Here is a 21,715-nt window from a genome sequence, read left to right as displayed (position 1 = left end):
CGGGGACCCCGGTTGGCACCGCCCGCCTGGAACGGCGGTCTTCGAGCCTGAGGCCTGCTCCACATCCGACCGTTACAGTCCACTAGCGGCGGCGACGCACGTAGACCGCCACGCCGAGACCCGCCAGCAGAGCAGGCACCAGAAGCAGTGTCACAAACGCGTTCACATAGAGGTCCTGCTGGGTGATCGGCAGCGCCTGGGCTTGCGAAGGTTTGGACGCGACGGCTATCACCTCCTCCTGCTCGCTCAACCAGTCGAAGCCGGCCAGGAAGAGGTCGCGATTGAAGGTGCCCTGGGTGGTGAGCGCCAGGTTCTCCGCGATGTCGGGCGTTCCCACCAGGACCACCCGAGTCTTGCGGTCGGCAGTCCTCTTCACCTCCAGCGTCTTCATGAGCGTGAGCGGGCCCGCCTGGTCCGAGTCCTTGCGATCCAGGTCCGCCGAAGCTCGCGGCTGAGCGACCAGATACGAGCTGCTCGAGCTCTGCACGACGTCCACCGAGTCGACGCCCGCCGCCGCCTGGCCGCTGACGCTGCTCGAGTGGGGGAAGAGCACCGTATGTCCGGCCAGACCCTTGCTGATGGGTGAGTCGCCGTAATTAAAGACGGCCGCCACCGTCCGGTCGTTAGCGGCCTGGCGGCTGGAGTCGCCCTCCACCACCAGACCCCCCGAGAAGCCGACACCCAAGTCCTTGAGTGGTGAGTTGAGGGAGGCCGTGACCGCTTCGCCCTGCCAGGGCGCATAGGCGAGGAGCAGCTTGCCGCCCTGGCCCAGATACTGGTTCAGCGCTGCCTGGGCCGGCGCCGTCAACCCGCTGGTGGGGCCGACTATTGCCACCACCTCGCAGTCGGCCGGCACAGCAGTTTGCTGCGAGAGGAGCAGTGTCTGGAGCCGGTAGCCACGCTGCTTCAGCACATCCTGCGCTTGGGCGTAACCGGTCTGGCTCTGCCTGTCGAGCAGGTCGCGTTCTCCGTCCCCCTGAGCCCAGCAGACGAGCGGAGAGCGGTTCGACTGAAGACGCAGCAGCGCCCCTGTCACATCGGCCTCCGACTGCGAGGCAAGCGTCAGGATCACGGGTGGCTTGGCCTTGTAGCGCAGCACCAGATCCCCGGCGATGTCCACGCCCAGCTGTTGGGCCAGCGCGGGATCCTGGTCAGGATCGGCGAAACGAAGCTGGATGTGTGGCGTCTGCTGCTGATAGAGCTGGATCAGGCCCGTCGCCGTTCGCTTGCTCGCCTGCTGGTCGGGCCGGAAAAAGCCTGTGATGGTGAGGTCGGAATCCAGCCGCTTGGCCGCGAGCACCGACTGCGGCGCCAGCGTGTAGTAGCCGGCGCGCGTCAGGTCGATCGCCTGCACGCTCCGCGCCGCAACAAGGTTGAGCAGGCCGAGGATCCCGATCGTGAGCGCGCTGACGAGGACAGCAAGGGTGGCGAACCTCCCTCGCCGCGTTTGGGCAAGAGCCCGAAAGGCGCCTGGATCGAGCACCCCACCCACCGCCAGCGCGGCCGCCCCGAAGACCAGCGTCAGCCCGGCAGTTCGGTCCACCGCGCCGGCGTTCAGCGCCAGACCGGCTCCGGCGCAGAGCAGCAGCACCCCAGCGCCGGCTGCAGCCAGTGCCAATCGGCCGCTCCAACCGCGCGGCATCAGTGGGCCGCTCGACACTGGGTCAGGGCTGCGCCCAAGCCCTGGCTCAGCGCCATTTCCGCGACTCCAGCACCCGCGTCGCCAGGAAGAGCGCAGCGGCTATCACGCTCAGGAAGTAGACGCTGTCACGCAGCGTGATGAGGCCGGCGTTGAAGCTGGCGTAGTGGCTGGCGGCGCTGGCGTAGTCCAGCACGTCCCGCAGCCCGGCCGGAACGGGGAGTTGGACTGAGAAGGAGAGGCCTATGTGCAGGGTGAGCAGCGCAAACATGGCCACCATCGCCGCGATGATCTGGTTCGAGGTCACACTCGAGGCAAGCACCCCGATCGCCGTCCAGGTGGCGCCGATGAAGAGCAGGCCGGCATAGCCGGCCCAGATGGAACCGTAGTCGAGGGCCGGGATCTGGAACGTGTGACCGAACAGCGGCAGCTCCGTCTTGAGCTGCTGGTAGATGGACATGAGCGCTACGTAGACGAGGGTGAAGGCGGAAGCCGCGCAGAAGGCGCCGAAACCACCCAGCCATTTGCCAACCACCACCTCCCAATCCCGCAGGGGCGAGGTTAGGAGCATCTCCAGCGTGCCCGCCCGCCGTTCCTCGGCCAACAGACGCATGGTCAAGAGGGGGCTGATGAAGACCATCAGCGTCTCGACCAGGGCAAAGATCTGGCCCATCGTGAAGGGCTGCTCGTTGGCGAGGTTGGGCAGGTAGCCGAAGACTGTGACGAGTAGAGCCAGCAGGGCGGCCACCACGTAGAAGATGGGAGACACGAAGAGCCCTGTCATCTCGCGCCGGGCCAGCGTCAGGACGTTGGGCAGGCCGCTGGCCCAGAGGGCGGCGTAGAGGCGGTCACGCGGCGCGAGGTGGTCGCGGTCGAGCCCCTCCGCGAACGGTTCGCTAGTGGCTCCCGTTTCCGCTCGAGCGACCTCAGGGTCAAAAGCCTGCGGCTCCGTCGCCGGCTCCTCGATCAGCACGGCCGACGTCGCGGCAGCGCTCGGCTTGAGCGGCAAGGCATCGCTGCTGGGAGGGCTGCCGGGCTGCCGGCGAACGTGTCGGCGGACGGTCTTGCGGCGCGGCATCAGTTAGCGGCGGCGGCCGCCCCTGGTCACCTTCAGGAACACTTCCTCCAGGCTCATCGAGGCGCTCTTCAGCGAGCGCAGCTTGAGGCCGGCCCCCACCAGGGCCCGGGCCACCTGATCCTCCAGGTCGGCGCCACTGCCGTGGACCAGCACCAACCATTCCTCTTGCGTTGCCTGCAGCTTCACCTCGTTCACCGTCGGGAGATCGGCCAGGCAGGCCTCGATCGCCTCCCGCTCACCCTGCACCCTGGCCTCCACCTGCTGGCGGCGACCCTCCCCCAACCGGCGCGAGAGCCCAGCCGGCGTGTCGTCGGCAACTATGCGGCCCTGGTCCAAGATCACCACCCGCTCGCAGCTCGCCTGCACCTCGCTCAGGACGTGGCTGGAGAGGACTATCGTGTGGCGCCGGCCGAGCGACCGGATCAAGTCACGAGTCTCCCGCGTCTGGCGGGGATCAAGGCCCGCCGTCGGCTCGTCAAGGATCAGCACGTCAGGTTCATGGACAAGCGCCTGGGCCAGGCCCACCCGCTGTCGAAGCCCCTTCGAGAGGCGCCCTATCACATCTCGGCGCCGGCCGCCCAGGCCGCAGGCGTCAATGACCGTGTCGACTCGGGCCCGGCGCCGGCTCGGCGCCACTCCACGCAGCCGGCAGGCCAGCGATAGGTGCTGGTCGACCCGCATCTCCGGGTAGAGCGGATTGAGCTCGGGCAGATAGCCGATCCGGCGGCGCGCCTCGCGGGACTGGGAGAACACGTCGAAGCCGGCGACAGTGGCAGCGCCCGCGGTCGCCCCCAGATAGCCGGTCAGGATGCGCATGGTCGTCGACTTGCCTGCCCCGTTGGGGCCCAGGAAGCCGAGGATCTGGCCGCGGGGAACGGAAAAGGTGACGTCGACGATCGCCGGGCGCTCGTCGTAGTACTTGGTAAGCCCCTGGACGGAAATCAAGGCACAGCATTTTGGCAAAGTTTGGCGGCCGGGCTGTCCAGGCACTCTCGCTGGCCCGCCTCCCGCCGGCGCGTAGGGCCGGGCTACCGCCTCAGCGCCCGTGCGCTCGTCTCGGCGCCGGCGACCACGATTCGCCGCGCGGACGAGGATTGCGCTTCAGTGCCAAAAGCAGCGAGCCCGCCCGCGGCCAGGACCGATCCCGGCGCGACCAGGCGTCGAAGCCGCCCTGCTCGAAGAGAGCCCGCAGCTCCCACTTGATTCGGCCCCGGCCATCCTCGACCCGCGCCTGGACCGAGGCGGAGCCGTGGACGAGCTCGATCTCGTCGTAGCCGTTCTCGTACGCTTCGCGGACCCGCTCCAGCGCAAAGTCGATTGCAGTGAGCACGTCATAGCCGTGCAGGTCTTCTTGCCGCCGCCTCACCTGGCCGGCCACAGAACTCGGCTGATGGCGGACCCCAGCCAGCCACCGCCCAGACCGAGCAAAGCACCGAATACAACAGTCAGCAGAGCTGCCAGGACAGGCAGGCTGGGGAAGCCGAGGATGCCCGAGAGCACAGCTGAGCTGCGGGCCGCCTGACCGCGGACGGTCAATAGAACCAAGGGCAGCGCCCAGCCGGCAGCGGCGGCAAGCCAGGCCGTGTGCACTGAGCGGCCCCCCGCCAGTAGGAAGGTGAGCAGGAAGCTTGCGGGTAGGGCCAGCCACCAGATACCTATCTGGAGGCCCGCCCAGATCACGACGACCATCAGCACCCCAGCAGCCGCCACCAGCCGTGCCGGCTGCCGGCGGATCACGGCTGCAGCGTCCAGGTGGCGGACCCCGAGCGGCTCTCCGCCTCGGCCGCAGTGGTCATCTCGTGATATCTGCCCGCCCACCAATCGTCGACCAGGTTCTCGTACCAGGCCGAGACAGGGTTCTCGGCCTGCCCCGCCGGGTAGACGCCGTAGGAGCGGCCGCTGCCCCAGTCCACCACCATGCGCCAGCTCGGTCCATGCGTCGACACGGTGCCCGCGGCTGCGTCAGGCGTGCGTTCGTCGCCGCCTGCCCCGCGGGGACCGTAGCTCAGGCTCGTGTCGACGAGAGAGGCGATCAACCGCTGGTGAACCCGGCTCCAGGCCCAGGTTTCGGGCCGGGAACCAAACCGCCGAGCCAGCGAGCTGACAGCCTTGCCGAAAGCAGTGGCCATCACCAGATCGGGCGTAGCCGAAACCGAGCCCGGCGGTGAGAAAGCGTCTGTGGGCGCCCCGCTCAGGGTCCAGCCTTCAAGCGCGCCTCCGAGCGGCCCGGCCACCTCAGTGATCGGTACGCCCACCCGGTAGTGATCCCACCAGGGCTGGAAGGTCTGGCTCAGGTACTCCCGCCAGAACGCATCCCAGATGCTGGCGGCTGGGGAGCTGGCGCGCATGACACCGTCCCAGCCCCGGATCTCCGCCAGCGCCTGCCTGTGGAGCGGATCCAGGTCAGCTTCGCCCACCGCCCCCAGCAGCCGAGGCAGCACCCGGACGGCCAGTTGATCGCGATCGTCGAGCTGAATGCGCTGCACGTCCAAGACCGTCAGGGGACCCTTCAACGACTGCAGCGCGGTGCGGATCTCCGCCGCTCGGTACCCGGGGTCAAAATCGTCCTGGGAGGTGCCTATGTAATAGGGGTAGTCCCCGCCGACCGGCCGCTGGTTGGCGGAGACCACCATGTGGCCGGGTGGGTCGTAGACCTGCGGTACCTGCTCCAGCGGCACTGTGCCGACCACGTCGGCCTCGCCCGTGCCGGGTAGGGGAAGATCCGGCCTGGCGGCCTTCACGATCGGGTAGAGCCCGGGAGCGTAGATGCCTATGTGGCCGGCGGCGTCGGCGTAGACCCAGTTCTGCGTCGGCGAGGTCCAGTCTTTCAGCGCCGCCTTGAAGCCCGGCCAGTCTCCCGCCCGCATCATCCTGAGAATCGAGCCCAGGCCGCTGGAGGGGACGTTGCCCATCCACTCCACCGCGAGCGTCTGGCCCTGCTGGGTCAGGATCGGCCCGTGCACCGTCAGCTTCAGCTCATGGTGCTCAGCCGAGCCACCCTTGACCGGGATGTCGTAGGAGATCCTCTCCATCCGGTGCCAGGCGCCCTGCCAGAAGTACTGGTCGGGATGCGCTGGGTCGGTCTTTTCGGCGTAGTAGAGTGTTGCCTGGTTCTGGGTGTCCGTGGCCCCCCAGCTGATCTGTTCGTTGCGACCGATGGGCACGACGGGGGCGCCGGGGAAGGTGACCCCGCGGACGTGATAGGAGGGCGACTCCAGGTCAACCTGGAACCAGACTGAGGGCAGGTTCAGCGCCAGGTGAGGATCGTTGGCCATGAGCGGCTTGCCGGAGGCGGTGAGGGTCCCGTCGACAGCCCAGTTGTTGCTGGCGCCAGTCTCCGCAGCAAACTTCGGCAGGCCGGCGGTTCGGCTGAGCAGCGAGGCCGCTGCGGCATCCGCCCCATCGCCAACGACTGCCGCTGGCAGAGGTGCGGCAGCGGCCGTCTGGTAGGGCCCGGGGTCGTAGGGGGTGTCGCGGTTGGACGCCGGGAGAACCGGGAACCACCGGCTCGCCCGATCGGCGCCAAGCGCTTTCACCAGGCGCGTGTTCGTCAGCGGATTGGTCTGGTAGGCCAGGTCCTGGGCCTGGATGCCCTTGATCACAGCCGTGTCCAGGAGCTGCCAGTTGGCAGGCTCGTAGCCGAGGAGCTTGAAGAAGGCGGGCAGGTTGCGCTCAGTCTCGGCCTCGTGGATGCGGGCGTTGACGCCGTCTGCGTATGCCTGCAACACCGCGCGCTCGTCGGGCGCCAGCCGCTTCAGATCCTGCTGCGCAGTGCGGCTCAGACCCAGGTCCAGCTCGAACTCGTCCACCGGAAGCAGTTTGCTGCCCAGCACCTGGGCCAGGCGGCCCTCGCCCTGGCGCCGGATCAAGTCCATCTCGAAGAGGCGGTAACGGGCGTGCACGTAACCCAGGGCGAGGAAGAGGTCGTGATCGTCCCGAGCCCGGATGTGCGGCACGCCCAACGCGTCGAAGGTGACCGAGGCCTGGGCGTGCAGGCCGGTCAGCTGCAGGCTCTGATCGTGCGGCAGAGCGGCATCCGGCCCCGCTGTCCAGAAACCGGTGGCGGGGTCCAGGAGAGGGCCGACACCTGTCAGCGGTCCCGCACCGTTGGTGCCGGCGTAGAGGAGCCCGCCGCAGACGACGGTGGCCAGGATCGCGTTTGCCAGCGCACCCGACCTGCGGACCACCTGCCGAAGGCTAGCATCGCGCGGACCCTGCGCTGGACGCACTTCGCTGAGGCGAGGTGATGGCGAACTCTCCGCTCAACGCTGAAAGTCAGCGGCCTGTAAACTCTGGCTCCTGCTTCTGGAAGAACGAGACAATGCCGACGAGGGCGTCCTGACTCAGCGCAGCGCGGGCGAAATGCCGAGCTTCCAGCTCCAGTGCGGCTGCCAGGGGCAGGTCTTGGCCCCCGTTCAGTGACTGTTTGATGAGCCCCAGGGCGAGCGTCGGCGCCCGCGCCAGCCGCTCAGCCAGCTCCAGCACCGTCTGGTCCAGCCGCTGCGGCGACACCGCCTGGTTGACCAGACCGACCGCCTCCGCCTCGACGGCTGAGAGCCTCCTCGCTTCGAAGAGCAGGGGCAGAGCCCGTGCTCTGCCGATCAGGCGCGGCAGCCTCTGGGTGCCCCCGGCCCCGGGCATGATGCCCAGGGCCGCCTCCGTCTGACCGATCCGGGTGCGGCCGTCCTGGACCATGATCCGGTAGTCGCAGCACAGCGCCAGCTCGCAGCCGCCGCCCAGCGCATGGCCGTTGACGCGAGCGATGACAGGCTTCGGGCAGGCCGCGATGGCGGCAAAGCCGGCAGCGGAGCGAGCGAGCAGGCGCACCACCTGCTCTTCCGCGTCCGGCGCCTCCCGGTCCAAGCTGCCCATTTCGCTCAGGTCCGCGCCGACGCTGAAGTAGCGCTCGTAGGCGCTCTCCAGCACCACCGCGCGGACCTCGACATCGGCGCCCAGCTCTGTGAAGGCGGCGGCCAGCTCCTGCATCAGGTCGGGGGCTATCGCGTTGTTGCCGCCGCGGTGCATGACCACCCGGGCAACAGAGCCTGACCTTCGGACGTCGACCAAGTCAGCCACCTCAGGCGGTGAAGAGCGGGATGCCGCCGGCGATCTCCAGCGCCGCCCCGGTTATGTAACCCGCCTCTTCGCTGCAGAGAAACGCGATTGCGGCGGCGACCTCCGACGGCTCGCCGAAGCGCTTCATCACTGTGCGGTTCCGGAAGCGCTCGTAGAGCGGGTTCACGGCAGCCGCCGCGCTGCCCGCCTCGCTGAGGATGATGCCTGGCACCACTGCGTTGGCGGTGATGCCATGCCTGCCGCCCTCCAGCGCCGCCGTGCGGGCCAGCCCGATCAGCCCAGCTTTGGTGGCGGCGTAACTGGCCTGTCCGAAGCCGCCCATGGTGCCGGCCACGCTGGACATGTAGATGATCCGGCCCCAACCGCGTTCGACCAGGTGTGGCCAAACCTCCTTGGTGCAGTTGAAAGCCCCTGTCAAGTTGACGGCGATGTCGCGGTCCCAGAGCGCGTAGTCCTGCTGCGGAATCTGCGCTGTGTGGTCAAGCGTGGCGGCGTTGTTGATCAGAATGTCGATGCCGCCGAACTGCACTCTCACCTGAGCGAACACCTCCCGCACCTGTTCGCGGTTGGTCACGTCCATCTTGACAGCCGTCGAGCGCCGGCCGAGAGAGCGGATCTCCTCGGCGGTGGCGTGGGAATGCACCCAGCCCTGGCTGGCAGCAACCTGGGCCAGCACGCTGTTGGCGCCTTCGGCGGTGATTGCCAGCTGCGGATCGTCCTCCAGCAGGATGTCGGTGATGACCACGTCGGCTCCCTGCCGGGCAAGGGTGAGGGCGTCCTCCCGGCCCAAACCGCGAGAAGCGCCAGTAACTACAGCGACCCGACCGCTGAGATCAAACATCGCCACCGCCGTCTTCGACCCGCCTCAATCGTTGAGCCGGATGGTGGCCCGCTGGCCGCTGATGGCGCGAGCGATCACCAGGCGCTGGATCTCGGCAGTGCCCTCCCAGATCTGGTAGATCTTCGCATCCCTCATCCACTTCTCGACCGGATACTCCTTGATGTAGCCGTAGCCGCCGAGCACCTGGATCGCGTCGACTGTCACCTGCATCGCCACGTCGGCCGCGAAGAGCTTGGCCATCGAGCCCTCCGCCCGCTCGAAGGGCCTCCGGTTGACTGCCATCCAGCCGGCGCGCCAGATGAGCAGCCGGGCGGCGTCGATGCTGGTCGCCATGTCGGCGAGCTTGAAGCCGATGGCCTCGTGCTGAACCAGGGGCCGGCCGAACTGGTGTCGCTCGCAGGCGTAGTCAAGCGCAAACTCGTAGGCCGCCCGAGCGATGCCAAGCGCCCCCGCCGCCACACCCGGTCGGGTCGCCTCCAGGGTGGTCAGCGCCCCCAGCGCGCCGGGGCCGGCAGCATCGCTCTCCGGCTCACCGCCCAGGCGGTGGTCCTCCGGCACGAAGCACTCCTCCAAGATGAGCTGGGCCGTGTGGCTGGCCCGAACGCCGAGCTTCTGCTCTTTGCGCCCCATGACGAGGCCTGAGGTGTCCTTTTCGACTAGGAAGGCAGCTATGCCGCCGGGCCCGGCGGCCGGATTGGTGTTGGCGAAGATCACGTGGTAGTCGGCGATGCCGCCGTTGGTGCAGAACTGTTTGGTGCCTCTCAGCACATAGCCGGGCTCGCCGCGCTCTACGGTGCGCCGGGCGGTTGCTTTCAAGGCCAGCGCATCGGAGCCCGAATCAGGCTCCGTCAGACCCAGGCCGCCCAGCACCAGCCGCCCGGGATCGGTGAACTGCGGCAGCCAGCGACGCTTCTGCTCCTCATTGCCCATGGAGCGGATCCCTGCGATCGCGAGCCCCATGCTTTGGATGCAGACACCTATGCCTGCGCAGCCCCAGTGCAGCTCCTCGTTGAGGATCAGCTCAGTCAGGAAGTCGAGGCCCTGGCCGCCGTACTCCTCAGGCAGAAAGGCGGCTGGACTGAGTCCCAATCGGTGGGCCTTGCGGACCACCTCGTAGGGGAATTCCTCGCTCTCGTCGTAGCGTGCCGCCACGGGCCGGATCTCCTTCTCGGCGAAGGTGTGAGCGAGCTGCCGGATCTCCTCCTGCTCGGGGCTAAGGGAAAAGTCGAGGGGCATTTGATTCTCCTTCGGTCGCGCTTCGGGAGAGAGTGCAGGCGATGACGCGCGTCACGTCTTTCGCGGCAGTCTCTTACTCCTCGTGGTACTCGGCGATCGCCTTCGAGAGGACCGCTTCACCGTTCTGATTGACCGCCGACAGTTTGAGGCCGCCCGCCACCGGATCGGCGCTGTAGGTGATCTCATCCCCAGGTCGGACCATGCCGGCGAAGCGGCAGGACAGCCGCCGGATGCGCCGCGGATCGCCCGCCTCGGCCACCGCCACACTGGCCAGCTGACCCATCTGCAGCATGCCGTGCGCGATCACGCCGGGCAGCCCCACCGAATGGGCGAACGTCTCGTCCAGGTGGATCGGATTGTGATCGCCGGAGGCTTCAGCGTAGGCGTTGATCTGGTGCCGCGTGACAGTCACCTTGCGCTGGCTCATGGCTGCCTGCCCCGGATGATGAAGAGGGCCTTCGACCGGCAGAACAACTCGCCCCGGCCGCTGGCGGTCGTCTCGAAGCCAAGGAAGCGCATACCGCGTCGATGCTGATCGGAGACTATTCGGCCCTGGGCGATCACTGTTTCGCCCACCTCCGGATGGCGGCTCCACTCGAACTCCTGCTCGGCATGGAGGAGATTGGCCACGTCCACAGCTGCCTCCGCGTCTTGGAACAGCTGGGGCGCAGTGGCGAACAACCCGTACACGGCGGCGAATGTGGGCGGAACTCCCTGCGCCGGGTCCGCGCCAACCGCCCGGGCAAATGCCTCGACACGCTCGCGCTCGATGGTAAGTTCGACCGGCGGGTACTCCCGGCCGATCAGTGGTGGAACTCCCGCGACCGCGCCATCGCCTCCAGATCGCGCTGCTTCCGCTCCGCCTGCTCGCGGTCTGGGAAGAAGAGGAAGTGTCCGCGTCCATGGACGTAATAGCCGCCTCCCTGGTCGCGGGTCACCTTCACCTGCGCCAGTTCCGCGTCGTAGACCTGGCCCGAGGCGGACACCTTGAGAAGCGTCATGCCGAGTAGGCTACTCGCCGCCGCGTCAATCTGTCCTTGAGCCGCCGCAAGAGAAGTGGCCGCAGCTCGAGCCATGCCTCCAACGCAGCGTCCTCGGCGGCTTCCGCCAGCTGCCGCGGGGCGTAGGCGGCCAGCGTGAACCGATCGGCGAGCCGGCCGGCTGGGCCGGCCGCTTCGGGCATCTCCCGAGCCAGCCGCCGGCCGAACTCGAGAGGCGTTTCACCAGGGGAACCGCGGATGCCTGCCAGCGCCGCCAGCCGCCGCGTGCGGGACCAGGCGCCGTCGGCAGTCCCCGGCCGCAGATAGCGCGACAGGAAGAGTAAGCCCAAGCCCAGGACCAGGGCCAGCAGCAGCAGCAAGAGCGGTGAGGCTGCTGGCAGCCGTGCGGCGGCGCCGGCCTCCGTGCCTGCCACGCCGTTCAGATTGGGGTCCCCAAGCAGTCCCTGGGGAACCCGCGGGGTGGCACCGACGCCATTGCCCGCGCCCACGGCGTTGGGATCGCAAGCGATCGAACCAGGCGCGCAGCCGGCGCCGGCGCCGGCCCGCTGGATCGGGAAGTACTGGCCGTCCGACGTCGGCTCGAAGGGGATCCAGCCGTAACTGGGGAAGTACACCTCGACCCAGGTGTGCGCGTCTGATTCCTTCACCACGAAGCGATCGAGCTTCTCGTCATAGGTGCCAGGTCCGTAGCCGTTGACCAATCGGGTGGGCAGGCCGAGGGCGCGCAGCATGTCGCCCATGGCGCTCGCGAAGTACTCGCAGTAGCCCTGCTTGCCAGTGAACAGGAAGTAGTCCAGCGGGTCATCGGTGCCCGGCGATGGCGGGCTCAGCGTGTAGGTGTAGGTGCTGCGCAGGTAGGTCTCGATAGCCTGCGCCTGGTCATACGGGTTCGTCTTGCCAGCCGTCACCTGTTGGGCCAGCTGCGCGATGCGCTGCGCCACCTCGGGGGGCCTGTAACCCTGCGTGGCGGGGCTCGCTGACTGACCCGGTCGGTAGGCGTTGGAGAAGGCCCGGTACGCTTCCAGCCAGGCAGGATAGTCGGTGCCGGCGGCGCGCAGCTGATCCTCGCCGGCCGTCGAGTAGGAGGTGTTCACGTGGTAGCTGCCGGAGCTGCTTTGGCCACGTGCGCCGGAGAGACGGTCGAGTGTGTAGAGGCCACTGGTCGGCACGGGCTGGCCGTAGGCCCGGCTGGACCGGGCCAGCGCCGCCCGGTCGAGCTTCTGCAGCTGACCTGTGTAGAAGATGACGTCCTGAGCCGCGCCAGGTGGCTTCAGCATCTGGATCGTCTCGCCAGCCTGCGCCTGCTGTTGGTAGCTCTCGGCGTAGGAAATCGCAGTGTTTCTCGGGATTGGCACCGGCGGCTCGACTATGTCGTTGTATTTCCACTCAGGACCGGTGGGGCCGCGGCCGGTCCGGGTCAGGTTAAGACCACGGAAGTAGGCAGGACCGCCGTAAGCGCTGTCGAACTTGTAGGTGAAGACCACCCCGCTGGTGCGCTGGATGGGTCCGCCCATCCTAACGTCGGTCGTGAATCCTATCGAGTTCCCGGTGGCGCCGCCCGCTCCGAGCGGGACCGGATGGTTCAAGCGTTCCTGCAGGTCCGCCCAACCGCGAAAGGCTGAGTTCTGGAAGTCGATGGTGCGATCTGTGGTGGAGAGCGGAGGCAGGAACAGACCCAGCAGCACAAGTCCCACCAGCACCAGCACCCCGCTTTCCCAGAAGTCCCAGCGGGCGTCACCGCTGAGGCGCACCTGCCGCCGTCCGGCCGATTCCAGCGAGCGCTGGTAGGTGGTCCAGAGCAGCAGGCTCAGCGTCAGGATCAGAAAGCTGAGGACGTAACCGTTCTGCTGGTCGGGAAAGTTGAGCAGGTTCCCGGCGAAGACGACAGCCCCCGGCGCCACGCCGAGCAGCGGCTGCTGCCAGCGCAGCGAGCACCAGGCGAGCCAGCCGCCGATCAGCCAGAAGCCCAGGTTCAGCAGGTAGAGGTAGGAGACGTTGTCGAGCGCCGCATCTCCGCTGAGCACCCGCGGCCACCAGGCGCGGGCCAGCCCGAGTAGATCACCTGGGTCGGTCGGATGGGAGCGGACCAGGGCGCCGTGGCTGGCCCACACGGCGACGACTGGAGCAGCGAGCAGGCCGAAAAGGAGTACCACGCCGGCCGGCAGCGGCCGGATCAGCGCCGTGAGCCCGAAGAGCAGTGCGGCGACCAGCGCGACCAGCGTGAGAGAGCTCGAGTCCGGCACCCAGTTGGCTGTCACCGTCGAGTTGGCCAGAGCCAGCGTCAGCAGGACGACCAGGCAGGCAGTGATCCAGGTGCCGCGCGGCAGCTGGACCGTGCCCCTGACGCGTTCAGACCAGACGGACTGCATCACGCGTGCTCACCAGGCGGGAGAAGTCGTCGCCCCGGCGCACCACGTAGAGCTCGGTCTCGGAGCCAAGATCAAAACTCAGGTTGCTGCCGGCGGCGCCGAAGCTGCAGGCGTCCAGGTAGAAGACTATCAACGCAGCGCCCGGCGCTCTGACGCTCTGCAGGCTGCCGAGCCAGGCCGGATCGGCGCTGGGTGTGATGACCGCCACCGCCCGTCGGGGGAGCCGGCGCAGCTTCTCCCAGACGCTGGCGCGGGCCAGCGGCAGACTCCCGTCCGCTCCGCAGAGTGCGAAATAGTCAAGCAGCGCCCGGTCCTTCCGGCCGGTGCGGCTGGGCTCGATCAGCGTCCCCCGATCGTCGGTGGCGATCAGGCCCACCTGGCGCCCGTTCTCCTGCACCTGGACGCAGAGGGAAGCCGCCAGGCTGACGGCGTATTCAAGCGTCGACTCCAGACCTTCGCCATGGTGGACGCTGCCTTCCAGGTCCAGCACCACCCAGACGTCGGCTGTAAGCGGCTGCTCGAAAGTCTTGCTCATGAGCTGGCCGTGCTTGTGGCTGAGCGGCCAGTGGATGCGGCCGAAAGAGTCGCCGGCCACGTAGTCGCGAACACCTGAGCTCTCCGGCGGATAGTCGGACCAGTTGCCTGTCCGGGGCGCGATGCCGGCATGCTGGCTGGCCGGCACCACCAACTCGGGCAGGGGCCAGATGCGCGGGTAGACGAGGGCTTCGTTGAGGGCCTCCACCCGAACCTGGCGGCGGAACAAGCCAAAGGGCTCGCTCACCACGACCTGGGTGGGGCCGAAACGCACCCGGCCGCGCTGCTTATAGACTCCTTGGCTGGTCCAGAGAACCGGCCTCTTGCCCAGCGAAACCACCCGACCTGGCTGGTAGTCGCGCAGGCCGCTCAGGTCCTGCACCTCGACCCAGGGCGCAGGCAGGCGGCTCTGCTTCCGCACGCTGAACGTCTCCTCGAAGGGCTCTCCCACGCTCGAGCGGCCGGCATCGAGCGAGCGCTGAAGGTGGACTCCGCGGGCCACCAGCCGGGGCCACGCCCAAGCCAGGAGGAGCAGGCCGCCCAGGGCGTACGCCACAGCGAAAGCGGGCCTGATGGCAGTGAGGTAGGAGAGGAACAGAAGCACGCCGATCCCGGCCGCCAGAAGCACCCGGGTCATCGGCCGCCCCTCCCCGCCAGCCGACCCGATGACATCTCCTGGCGTCCCTAGTCGTGCGGCCGGTAAACCGTTGACATCAGCGCCGGCCGGTCATGATTCGTAGGCCAGCTGGGGCACCGGTTCGTGCTCCAGCAGCTGGCTCAGGATTCGGCTCGCCGAGCTGCCCTGCATCTCCGCGTTGGGCCGGAGGATGATGCGGTGTCCCAGGATGGGCTCAGCCAGCGCCTTCACATCATCTGGCAGGACGAAGGACCGGCCGAGAACCGCCGCCCTGGCCTGAACTCCGTGAAAGAGGTTCAGCGTGCCTCGGGTGCTGGCTCCCAGCGCGATTTCGCGATGGCTGCGGGTTTTCTGCACCAGCCGGGCGATGTACTGCTTCAGTGCCGGCTTGACGTAGACCTGCCGGCAGTGACGCTGGGCATCGCGCAGCTCGTGGGGCGCGATGACAGGCTGCAGCTCATCGAAGGGAGACTCCACCTTGTCCTGGTCCAGCAGCTGCGTCTCCTGGTCGATGCTCAGATAGCCGAGCCGGACCTTCATGAAGAAGCGGTCGAGCTGGGCCTCAGGCAGGGGGAAGGTGCCTGAGTACTCGATGGGATTCTGGGTGGCCATGACCATGAACGGTCGTGGCAGCAGGTGAGTGTCGCCGTCGACTGTCACCGTGTGCTCCTCCATCGCCTCGAGCAGGGCAGCCTGGGTCTTCGGTGTGGCACGGTTGATTTCGTCTGCCAGCAGCACCTGAGCAAAGACCGGGCCGGGCCGGAACTCAAAGTCATCCTGCTTCTGATTGAAGGCCCGGACGCCAGTCACATCGGAGGGCAGCAGGTCAGGGGTGAACTGGATGCGGCGGAAGCTGCAGTCCAGCGAGCGAGCCAGCGCCTTCGCCAGCATCGTCTTTCCCACACCCGGCACGTCCTCAATCAGGAGGTGGCCCTGACAGAGCAAGGTGACGAGACACTGGCGGACCTCGTCGTCCTTGCCGACGATGGCACGGCCCACATTTGCCAGGACCGCTTCGGCGACTTGCTGGACGTCGTCGAACGCGGCGGCGTCTCTCAACGCACTCTGACCGTGGCGGGTCGGCAGCGAGCGCACTGGCTAAAGCTCGGCATCTCTCCGGTCTCGGGATTATAGAACCGGAGCCGAAGCACCGCTTGGACTCGAACCGAAGAGTCGGAGACCTGGCAGGGTGAGAAGTCCTGGCGGGCTTGACTTCCCAGTCGGGGATTGGGTAGGGTGACTCCCGACAAGCAATGTCCCGCGGTAAGGGGCAAATTTCGGGGGTAGCTCGGTAGTTGGCGGTAATCAGTCGATTCTTCGCGCACGCCATCGTTCTGGTGATCGCGATCTCATTGGCAGGTTACGCGACTGTGAACCAGGATTTCCGGTCCAGCGCGAACCTGCGGCTCGGCGTGGTCAACGCCCAGGGCCTGGCGCTGGGCGAGGGCGGCCAGAGCGGCAGCGTCGAGCTCGGCCGCTCGGGCACCATCGTGAAGCCGGCGGGCCTTCCCAACGGTCCGGAGCTGCAGCACCAGCCGATCCGCTACACGGCGAAAGACGGCGACGACATCTACTCGGTCGCCAAGCGGTTTCAGGTTTCCAGCAACGAGATCCGCTGGTCCAACCCGACGCTGCTGGCCAAGAGCGACAGGATTGCCGGGGGCGAGCAGCTGATCGTGCCCCCGCTGCACGGGGTGGTGGTCACCGTCAAAGCCGGCGACACCCTGAGCGACCTCGCTGCCCGTTATCACGCCTCCGCCCAGGCCATCGCCGACTTCAACTACCTTCGGACCGCCGACCAGCTGCCGGCTGGCAACCAGCTGATCATCCCCGGTGGGATCGGCCCCCAACTCTGGCCTCGACGCTTCTCGGATGAGGCGCCCCACATGGGCACGTTCAGCAATTCGAAGTTCGTCTACGGCCAGTGCACCTGGTACGCCGCCAGCCGCCGCTACGTGCCGTGGACGGGTGACGCGCACGCCTGGTACGACAACGCGCGGGCGTTGGGCTATCCGGTGGGACAGACTCCTCAGCCGGGCGCTTTCATGATCACCTGGGAAAGCGTCTATTACGGCCACGTTGCCTTTGTGGAACAGGTCAACGAGGACGGTTCCTTCCAGATCTCGGAGATGAACTACAAGGGCTGGAATGAGATCGACACCCGACTGCTGAGCCCCGCCGACTACAGCAAGGTCCACCTGATCGGCTTTATCTACTAGTCCCTGTCCGTGTGGCCGCAGCTCGGGCTAGGCACCCCGCCCAATGATCTACAGGAACAACGCCGCGTGCTGCTCGAGCCAGGTCCGGTAACCGGTTGCCGGCCGGCCGAGCAGCTGTCCAACATCAGTCGTGACCACATCAACGGTCCCGGCCTTCACGGCGGCGTAATTCGGGCGGTGAGGTTGGAGCATGGCTGGCTCAGACGCTCCGTTTATTGAGCTACGAGTCACAGTCCGATCGTCCGGGCAAGAGCACTGTTGTAAACCGCCTTTTGCGATGCGCTCTTCGTCTATATCCTGCGAAGCCATCTTGCCGACCTTCCAGCCGAGGACGCCAGCTGGTTGCGCGGTCTCTGGCCGAAGCGAGAGTTGGAACGGCCCTGGGGCTCATGCCCGAACAGCCGGCCAGGGAGTGGACGCTGGTCGAGCTGGCATTGAAGGGGGGCCTCGCTCGCTCCGCTTTTGCAGTCCGATTTCGGTCTACTGCCGGTGATACGCCGATCCAGTATCTGACCAAGTGGCGCCTGGAAAGGGCTGCCGCGATGCTCCGCGATGGAGCGATGGTCGAGCAGGTAGCCGCGGCGGCGGGCTATGAGTCGGCGGCCGCGTTCAGTAATGCCTTCAAACGTCATCTGTCAGTGCCGCCCGGCGCCTACCGCCGAGCGGATCACTGGCTACGTTCGCCAGCGCTGGCGGAGGCCTGCTTGAACGTCCAGCGCTGGACGAAACATGATAGAGGTGTTAGCATATTTCTACGGCAAGAACTGCCAGCCTAATCCACTTCTGGAGTAATTTAGATGGGAACCCTCCTGCTGATCGTCCTGGTCGCCCTCTTCCTGGCCCTAATCTTCGGCGGTGGTGGCTACACCTACCGCCGCTACTACCGCCACCCGATGACTGGTGATGAGATAGTTGAGGAGCAACCGGGTGACAGCCCGATTGGAATGATCCTCGGCCTCCTCATCCTGGGCGTTATCCTGCTTTTCCTCATCTATGGCGGCTTCAATTTCTGGCATTGGTTCAACGTAGCGGTGGGGCAGCCAGGGGCTGCGCCCACACCCTGAGAGGTCCCGCAATCTCGGCTTCAGGGTGAGAGGTGGCCACCTCCGAAGCAGCGACGGTTCTGCAACTACCAGCCAGCGGCGTTAGCCGTCTGGGCCGCCCTAGCTATACCTCGACCAGGCCTTTGCGAACGGCATAGAGGACCGCCTGGGCGCGGTCGAAGATCTGCAGCTTCTCGTACATGTTGCTGACGTGATTGCGCACAGTCTTTTCGCTGATGCCCAGCTTGTAGGCGATCTGTTTGTTGGCCATGCCGGTCGCGAGCAGCTTCAGGATCTCTATCTCTCGGGGGGTCAGCCCATCGTAGAACTCGTTTCGAGTACTGGTGCCGGTCAGCATGTCGAGCACCCGCGTCGCCACGGTGCTAGCCATCACCCGCTCGCCGGCCATCACGGCCAAGATGCTGGAGACGATGGCGTCCGCCCGCGAGTCCTTGAGCACATAGCCCGAAGCCCCCGCCTGCAAGGCCTGAATGATGCTGGAGTCGGTGTCGAAGGTGGTCAGGATCAGCACCTTCATTTCCGGGTTGGCGGTCAGTATGCGCCGGGTGGCCTCGATGCCATCCAGGCCCGGCATCTTGACGTCCATCAAGATCACATCTGGCTTCAGCGAGGCAATCAGATCTATGGCAGCCAGTCCGCTGCCGGCCTGACCGACGACCTCGATGCGAGGATCCTCGCCCAGCAGCAGGGCGAGCCCACTGCGAAACAGGGTCTGATCGTCGACGACGACTACCTTCACGGTCTCGGTGGTAACGCTCATATCAGCTTCTCCTTGGGAATCAGGGCCGCAAGCTCGGTGCGGTGCGGGCTTACGGGTTTGATAGTCATTTCGCCGCCCAGCAGCAGGGCACGCTCCCTCATTCCGAGCCTGCCCAGCCCGATGCCGTCCGCCAGGCCAGACTGCAAGGCCTGCCCATCGTCGACGACGCTGACCACTGCCAGGTCCCCCTCCGCTATCCCCAAGAAAACCTCGACCAGCTTTGCGCCGCTGTGGCGGCGGACGTTGTTAAGCGCCTCTTCCAGCATCCGGTAGAGGTTGATCGACGCCATGATGGCCAACCGCGACGGCCAGGTCGCTGAGACAGTGAACCGGGTGAGGATGCCGGTTTGGGCCTGGAACCGGTCCAGCATCCGGCCGACCCAGGCCGGAAAGTCCCGGCCGAGATCCTTCTGGCCCCGCAGCTCGTAGAGAATCTCGCGAATGTTGCCCAGCACGTCCCGGATTGCGTCCTGGTAGAGAGTCACTTCGGCCACCATGCGCTCGCGTTCGAACTCGAGCAAATTGAAGTTCTCCATCTCGACGAGCATCGCCGCAAGGGGCTGCGCGACCCGGTCCTGGAGCTCGCGGGCAACGTCTTGCTTGATGCGCAGCTCGGTGGCATGAGCATCTGCCATCCGGGCTTTGCCGTCGTCCGCGAGGGTGTCGAGGGTCACCAGTTCCGTTTCCGGCCTCCAAAAAAGCTGCTGTAACAACTGACGACCTCGGCAGGGCCTGTTAGCCCAGGCCATAGGTCAGCCCGGACTGGATGTTCCGGGTAAACTGATCATAACTCCTTTGAAAAAACGAGTCAAGAGCCTCAATTCGTTAGGCTACCTGCACCAGCTCCGCCCAGTGCTTGGAAAAACGGACTATGCCGCGATACGTCGAATCCCACCTTTAGTTATAGCAGGATTATCAAATTCTCGCACATAGCGGGCTCGGGTTCCGGGACATCCCGATCGCCAATGGGCTGGGCTGGGGTTGCCGCCTTTCTGAGCCAGGTGGAGCGATCGGATGGGATGGCCAGCTCTCAGATTGGCAGACGCGTACCACAACGCCCGCCGCCGTGCGCACCGGGGCCGACCGTCCCGGTCACCTGGGCCTCAGGCTCATGGCGGCACAAACGTCCTATTGGCTGCGACTGCCGGCGCGTGCGATTCTCGGACACAGGCCGGCTGACTTCCGCCGGTTCCGATATGTGGAGGAGGGAACACAAACGAATGGGAGGCAAGAGACATCACGGTCGTCGCTTCTTCCGGATCATGCCGCGCGTGGTGCAGGCTGACCGGACCCTGGTGCTGGCTGATCTGTTGCCCATGGCGCCGCCGAGTGGGCTGGGCTGGATCAGGGACCGCCACTGCCACCAGCGCCCCGCTCGCGTGCTGTGGCTGGCGGCGTGTCTATGACCGTCGTACTGAGCCCGGCGGGCGGAGCCCGCGGGCGACCGACTGCACCGGCTCCCGGAACCGTCGCCACGTGCGCCCCCAGCCTTCTGCTGGTGGATCGCCAACCCCTCTTCCTGGAGGCGCTTGGCTCGCTGCTTCGGCAGCCGCCGCTCAGCGCTCTGACCCGGGCGACGACCGGCTCTGACCTCACCGCTCAGATGGTCGAGGCGGCCCGGCCCGATCTCGTCGTTTGCGACCTGAACGCGGAGCCGCTGGACGGCCGCGCCGTCCTCCGAGCCATGCTGGGGCTCCGGCCGCCAGTCCCAGTGATCATCCTCGGCGAGCTGGTTGAGATGGTGCTGGCCGTGGGGCTGATGCTGGAGGGCGCGGCCGGCCTCTTCATCAAAGAGTGCGCGCAGGCCGAGCTTGTCACTGGAGTGGTCGCGGTACTCGACGGCCACCGGGCGGTCAGCGCTGAACTGCTGGAGGCGGCCATCGCCGGTCCGCACCGGCGGGGCGCGGTGCCTGGCTCACCGGCCGAGAATCTATCCCCCACCGAACTCGAAGTGCTTGCCCAGCTGGGGCAGGCACGGTCGGTGGCGGCGATCGCCCGCGCGCGGACTGTCAGCGAGAAGACCGTCCGCAACCACATCGCGGCGATCTACAGGAAGCTCAGCCTGCGCAACCGCACGGAGGCGGTGCTGCTTGCTGCGCGATGGGGCCTAATCCCCAATTCATGACATCGGACTGGTCCGCGGGGGCGACCCGGGCGCGTTCGCCCCGCCGGTTGGGCGCTGCCGCACGGCTGCTGGGCAGTTTGGCCGTCAGTCGGGACAATCGCCCATTGCTATGGGCGTCTGCCCTTCTCCCTGACAAGTAACACGCTGTACGTATCCTCGACTTTCCTGAGACACCCGGAGGCGCCAGACAGTTGTCTCGCCTACTCGGGGATAGGACAACTTAGACTGGCTGCTGGTTGATCGCCTTTACGGCCTCCAGGTTGCCGGGCAGCGTCCGGATGTCCACTCCGTCGGCATCCCAGGCGTACAGCCAGTAGCCGGAGGCTCCCTGACCCTGCCAGTGTTCGTACATCTGCGTCAGCTCGCCCGGGGTCGGCTGCCGCCAAGACGGCTCGTTGAAGTCCGGCAGGATGAACTGCCAGGACTTCACTCCCGCCTGGTGGATGCGCAGGACCGCCTCGTCGATCAGGTTGTAGCGGCACGGCTGGGCCGGCTGGCAGGGGTAGACGTCAAACGCGACGATGTCGACGGTGCCCTGCATGGGCAGGCCCGACGGCCACGCGGCGAGGTTGGGGTCGTTGAACTGATCGTCGGCAACCCAAGTCTGGGCGGTCGGATCGCGCAGGTGGATGAGGGCAGTCGCCTGGCGGTAGGCCGCCGGTGCCCCTGGGCACTTTTGCACGTTAGGTTCGTCGCCGAGTTGAAAGTACGAATTCACGCCTCGGTTTTGGTCCACCCGTGCAGCCATCTGTTCGGGGCTCAACTCGAAGGCGCACCGGTCCGCGCTCCAGCTGCCCAGCCAGACCATCCCGGCCAGGCGGGCGGCGGTCTGGGCCGGGCCGAAGCTGTTGCCGTCGGTCACAGCGTTAAAACCAGCGCTGGCCATGGCGCCCCAGTCCTCTGAATTGAAGCGGTAGATGCCCCTGACCACCGGGCCCTTCTGGCCCGAGCTCCGGTCCGGGGCGGTTGGCTGCGCGCTTGCCGCGGTTGGCTGCGGGCTTGCCGCGGTTGCCGCAGGTCTGGCTGAAGCCTTCGCCGTGCCGCCGCCGCTCCCGCTGCAGGCAGCCGTCAGCGCAGCGGCGCTCAACAGCGTGATCAGGGCCAGCAGTGCCGGTCGCCCGGCCGGCACGCAGCTT

At 66.9% G+C, this 21,715-nt stretch carries 22 protein-coding genes; 4 read left to right on the top strand and 18 right to left on the bottom strand.

Features of this window, described 5'->3' with window-relative positions; all coding sequences use genetic code 11:
• Positions 1–82: 82 nt before the first annotated feature.
• The 15 genes from ACR2MZ_RS00655 to ACR2MZ_RS00585 all read right to left on the bottom strand — a co-directional run bounded on the left by ACR2MZ_RS00655 (position 83) and on the right by ACR2MZ_RS00585 (position 15,506).
• Entirely contained in the window at positions 83–1,618 is a 1,536-nt protein-coding gene (locus ACR2MZ_RS00655; RefSeq protein ID WP_434003143.1) for a Gldg family protein, read from the bottom strand.
• 70 nt (positions 1,619–1,688) lie between these two features.
• Positions 1,689–2,717, bottom strand: coding sequence for an ABC transporter permease (locus ACR2MZ_RS00650; protein WP_434003142.1), 1,029 nt, complete (start codon positions 2,715–2,717; stop codon positions 1,689–1,691).
• A gap of 3 nt (positions 2,718–2,720) precedes the next feature.
• Positions 2,721–3,662, bottom strand: a complete 942-nt coding sequence (locus ACR2MZ_RS00645; RefSeq protein ID WP_434003141.1) for an ABC transporter ATP-binding protein — start codon at positions 3,660–3,662, stop codon at positions 2,721–2,723.
• Positions 3,663–3,753: 91 nt separating this feature from the next.
• Complete coding sequence (locus ACR2MZ_RS00640; RefSeq protein WP_434003140.1) at positions 3,754–4,083, bottom strand: hypothetical protein; 330 nt, start codon at positions 4,081–4,083, stop codon at positions 3,754–3,756.
• Entirely contained in the window at positions 4,080–4,454 is a 375-nt protein-coding gene (locus tag ACR2MZ_RS00635) for a hypothetical protein (RefSeq protein WP_434003139.1), read from the bottom strand. Before ACR2MZ_RS00635 ends, ACR2MZ_RS00640 begins: the two co-directional genes overlap by 4 nt.
• A complete protein-coding gene (locus tag ACR2MZ_RS00630; protein WP_434003138.1) occupies positions 4,451–6,904 on the bottom strand; it encodes a penicillin acylase family protein in 2,454 nt (817 codons plus the stop codon). The genes ACR2MZ_RS00635 and ACR2MZ_RS00630 overlap by 4 nt, the downstream gene beginning before the upstream one ends.
• A gap of 88 nt (positions 6,905–6,992) precedes the next feature.
• Positions 6,993–7,793: an enoyl-CoA hydratase/isomerase family protein gene (locus ACR2MZ_RS00625; protein WP_434003137.1), complete on the bottom strand. Its 801-nt coding sequence runs from the start codon at positions 7,791–7,793 to the stop codon at positions 6,993–6,995.
• Position 7,794: 1 nt separating this feature from the next.
• Positions 7,795–8,634 carry an SDR family NAD(P)-dependent oxidoreductase gene (locus ACR2MZ_RS00620; RefSeq protein WP_434003204.1) on the bottom strand — a complete coding sequence of 280 codons (840 nt, stop codon included), beginning with the start codon at positions 8,632–8,634 and terminating at the stop codon, positions 7,795–7,797.
• A gap of 24 nt (positions 8,635–8,658) precedes the next feature.
• Positions 8,659–9,870, bottom strand: a complete 1,212-nt coding sequence (locus ACR2MZ_RS00615) for an acyl-CoA dehydrogenase family protein (protein WP_434003136.1) — start codon at positions 9,868–9,870, stop codon at positions 8,659–8,661.
• A gap of 73 nt (positions 9,871–9,943) precedes the next feature.
• Positions 9,944–10,297, bottom strand: a complete 354-nt coding sequence (locus ACR2MZ_RS00610; RefSeq protein ID WP_434003135.1) for a MaoC/PaaZ C-terminal domain-containing protein — start codon at positions 10,295–10,297, stop codon at positions 9,944–9,946.
• A complete protein-coding gene (locus ACR2MZ_RS00605) occupies positions 10,294–10,641 on the bottom strand; it encodes an FAS1-like dehydratase domain-containing protein (protein ID WP_434003203.1) in 348 nt (115 codons plus the stop codon). The genes ACR2MZ_RS00610 and ACR2MZ_RS00605 overlap by 4 nt, the downstream gene beginning before the upstream one ends.
• A gap of 32 nt (positions 10,642–10,673) precedes the next feature.
• Positions 10,674–10,871, bottom strand: coding sequence for a hypothetical protein (locus tag ACR2MZ_RS00600; protein WP_434003134.1), 198 nt, complete (start codon positions 10,869–10,871; stop codon positions 10,674–10,676).
• A complete protein-coding gene (locus ACR2MZ_RS00595; RefSeq protein ID WP_434003133.1) occupies positions 10,868–13,240 on the bottom strand; it encodes a transglutaminase domain-containing protein in 2,373 nt (790 codons plus the stop codon). The genes ACR2MZ_RS00600 and ACR2MZ_RS00595 overlap by 4 nt, the downstream gene beginning before the upstream one ends.
• Positions 13,221–14,411, bottom strand: coding sequence for a DUF58 domain-containing protein (locus tag ACR2MZ_RS00590; protein WP_434003132.1), 1,191 nt, complete (start codon positions 14,409–14,411; stop codon positions 13,221–13,223). Before ACR2MZ_RS00590 ends, ACR2MZ_RS00595 begins: the two co-directional genes overlap by 20 nt.
• 90 nt (positions 14,412–14,501) lie before the next feature.
• Positions 14,502–15,506, bottom strand: a complete 1,005-nt coding sequence (locus tag ACR2MZ_RS00585; RefSeq protein WP_434003131.1) for an AAA family ATPase — start codon at positions 15,504–15,506, stop codon at positions 14,502–14,504.
• Between the two features lie 200 nt (positions 15,507–15,706).
• Between ACR2MZ_RS00585 and ACR2MZ_RS00580 the strand changes: the two genes are divergently transcribed.
• From ACR2MZ_RS00580 to ACR2MZ_RS00570, 3 genes are all read left to right on the top strand, one after another.
• Complete coding sequence (locus ACR2MZ_RS00580; RefSeq protein ID WP_434003130.1) at positions 15,707–16,630, top strand: COG3942 and LysM peptidoglycan-binding domain-containing protein; 924 nt, start codon at positions 15,707–15,709, stop codon at positions 16,628–16,630.
• A 389-nt stretch (positions 16,631–17,019) separates the two neighbouring features.
• Complete coding sequence (locus tag ACR2MZ_RS00575; protein WP_434003129.1) at positions 17,020–17,406, top strand: helix-turn-helix domain-containing protein; 387 nt, start codon at positions 17,020–17,022, stop codon at positions 17,404–17,406.
• Between the two features lie 21 nt (positions 17,407–17,427).
• Entirely contained in the window at positions 17,428–17,694 is a 267-nt protein-coding gene (locus ACR2MZ_RS00570) for a hypothetical protein (RefSeq protein ID WP_434003128.1), read from the top strand.
• Positions 17,695–17,797: 103 nt separating this feature from the next.
• Here ACR2MZ_RS00570 and ACR2MZ_RS00565 read toward each other — a convergent pair whose 3' ends face one another.
• Together ACR2MZ_RS00565 and ACR2MZ_RS00560 are read right to left on the bottom strand one after the other, a co-directional pair.
• On the bottom strand, positions 17,798–18,454 hold the full coding sequence (locus ACR2MZ_RS00565) for a response regulator (RefSeq protein ID WP_338180108.1): 657 nt from the start codon (positions 18,452–18,454) through the stop codon (positions 17,798–17,800).
• Complete coding sequence (locus ACR2MZ_RS00560) at positions 18,451–19,128, bottom strand: sensor histidine kinase (protein WP_434003127.1); 678 nt, start codon at positions 19,126–19,128, stop codon at positions 18,451–18,453. The genes ACR2MZ_RS00565 and ACR2MZ_RS00560 overlap by 4 nt, the downstream gene beginning before the upstream one ends.
• An 824-nt stretch (positions 19,129–19,952) precedes the next feature.
• On the opposite strand from ACR2MZ_RS00560, the gene ACR2MZ_RS00555 reads away from it, so the two are divergent.
• Positions 19,953–20,579: a LuxR C-terminal-related transcriptional regulator gene (locus ACR2MZ_RS00555; RefSeq protein WP_434003126.1), complete on the top strand. Its 627-nt coding sequence runs from the start codon at positions 19,953–19,955 to the stop codon at positions 20,577–20,579.
• Positions 20,580–20,799: 220 nt separating this feature from the next.
• Here the strand turns inward: ACR2MZ_RS00555 and ACR2MZ_RS00550 are convergent, their stop codons facing one another.
• The gene (locus ACR2MZ_RS00550; protein ID WP_434003125.1) at positions 20,800–21,708 is read right to left on the bottom strand and encodes a hypothetical protein; all 909 of its coding nucleotides are present in this window, start codon (positions 21,706–21,708) and stop codon (positions 20,800–20,802) included.
• Positions 21,709–21,715: the final 7 nt, after the last annotated feature.

Source organism: Candidatus Dormiibacter sp., assembly GCF_050999135.1.
Taxonomy (GTDB): domain Bacteria; phylum Chloroflexota; class Dormibacteria; order Dormibacterales; family Dormibacteraceae; genus Dormiibacter; species Dormiibacter spiritus.
The sequence above is the reverse complement of the archived record's forward strand: the minus strand, read 5'-3'. Positions and strand labels throughout refer to the sequence as shown.